At 66.3% G+C, this 1,411-nt stretch carries 3 protein-coding genes; 1 reads left to right on the top strand and 2 read right to left on the bottom strand.

Translation table 11 applies throughout. The features are described from left to right. Window positions 1-27: 27 nt before the first annotated feature. Window positions 28-711 carry a hypothetical protein gene (locus tag AB0E94_RS52965; RefSeq protein ID WP_357098002.1) on the bottom strand — a complete coding sequence of 228 codons (684 nt, stop codon included), beginning with the start codon at window positions 709-711 and terminating at the stop codon, window positions 28-30. A 3-nt stretch (window positions 712-714) separates the two neighbouring features. Continuing rightward, window positions 715-1,260: a hypothetical protein gene (locus tag AB0E94_RS52960; RefSeq protein WP_360344579.1), complete on the bottom strand. Its 546-nt coding sequence runs from the start codon at window positions 1,258-1,260 to the stop codon at window positions 715-717. Here AB0E94_RS52960 and AB0E94_RS52955 point away from each other — a divergent pair. Further along, entirely contained in the window at window positions 1,255-1,395 is a 141-nt protein-coding gene (locus AB0E94_RS52955; RefSeq protein ID WP_360344576.1) for a hypothetical protein, read from the top strand. The two genes, AB0E94_RS52960 and AB0E94_RS52955, sit on opposite strands and share 6 nt — an antisense overlap. The last annotated feature ends 16 nt before the right edge of the window (window positions 1,396-1,411 follow it).

The raw sequence follows: 1,411 nt of genomic DNA, 5'->3' as shown, positions 1-1,411 counted from the left end.
CTCCGGGCCGGGTGACCTCGCCCGCGCTTACTTCTTTCGGATGTAGCCGTGTCGGCTCAGCCATTCAGTGAGTGCGGTTTCGACGATCTCTTGCGGTCCCAGTCCGCTCTGATCCACTGCATGAGTCAAGGCGTCGTCTACTTCGCTTTGGATCCGTACGGACAGGGCTACGCGCTCAGGGCCGCGAGGGCGCCCACGTCGACGGCCGGGGCGCTCTTTTCTGCTGGCGGAAATGCTGGCTTCTTCGCTAGCCCTGCTGCTCGCGACACTGCCGGCTCCTGGGCGAGCGCTGCTTGCACTGCCGCTGGCACGCACACTGGCGGCCTTGCTTGCAGTACCGCTGTCACGCGCGCTGGCGACCTTGCTTGCAGTGCTGCTGTCACCCGCGCTGGCGGCCTTGCTTGCTGATCGCCTTGCATCAGAGACAGCAGTAAAGCTGGCGCTGTTGCCATCGTGATTGCTGGCGTCATCGCTAGCCTTCTGGCTAGCGGAAATGCTGTCTAGTGCGCCTGCCTTCTGGCTGGCGGATTCGCTTTCTGTCTTGCCATCTTTGATGCCAGCTTCAACGCTTGCGTTGTTGCTGGTTGATTGGCTGGCGTTGCTGCTTGTGGGCGTGCTGGCGGTGGTGACAGCGGTTTCGGCGGGGTCTCGTTCCGCGTCACCGGCGCGCTGGAGGGCTCGCCCACGTGCTTGTCCCAGCAGTTTGCTCATGGGTCAGGCCACCTCCGCGACGCAGTTGAGGGTCCGGCAGTATGCGCGTTCGAGCAGCGTGGCTTCTGCGGTGCCCGCCGCCGTGAACGGCACGCGGGCACTGCGGGACTCCTGCCGGATGACGTACTTCGGGACGGCGGTGTCCAGGAGCCGCGGGCCGTCAGGTGAGTGCGGCGGGTACTCCTGGGCGAGCTTCTCGTCGAAGGTCTCGGCGAGGCCGCTGCGGCGGCGGTCCACGATGTTGCGAAGGACGCCGACGACAACCAGCGGCGCCAGCCCGTGATTCATCCGGGCGCGTCGCAGCGAGATCAGGCCGTCGTGGACGCCGATGTAGCCATCCTCATCGAGAGTCGCCGGCAGAAGCGCGTGCGTGGCGGTGAGCGCGGCCGCGGTCATCAACTTGCCGCCGGGCCGAGGCGGCACATCGATCAGCACCAGGTCGTAGTTCTCGGCAACCCCGTCGAGCGACAGCCGTAGCCGCTGCTCCATGCCGGAGGTGTTGTCGAACTCCCGGTTACCGAGCGCGCGTTCGGCAGCGAGCACATGCACGTTGTCCGGCCAGCCCTCGCCAGCGGGCAGGATGGCGTCCGCAGCCAATCCGCGCGCGCCGGAGGTAAGGTCGGCAGCCTCCCGCAGTCCGAGCGGATCATCGACAACGAGGCCTACACGGTCGCGATCACCTGATCACGAAGTGGTGGGC

Origin of the sequence: Actinoplanes sp. NPDC026670 (genome assembly GCF_040638175.1) — a bacterium.
Taxonomy (GTDB): domain Bacteria; phylum Actinomycetota; class Actinomycetes; order Mycobacteriales; family Micromonosporaceae; genus Actinoplanes.
The sequence above is the reverse complement of the archived record's forward strand: the minus strand, read 5'-3'. Positions and strand labels throughout refer to the sequence as shown.

Bases quoted from the DNA above. Each gene is read 5' to 3' on its own strand.
- AB0E94_RS52955 (WP_360344576.1), top strand. From the start codon at position 1,255: ATGCACGTTGTCCGGCCAGCCCTCGCCAGCGGGCAGGATGGCGTCCGC.
- AB0E94_RS52965 (WP_357098002.1), bottom strand. From the start codon at position 711: ATGAGCAAACTGCTGGGACAAGCACGTGGGCGAGCCCTCCAGCGCGCC.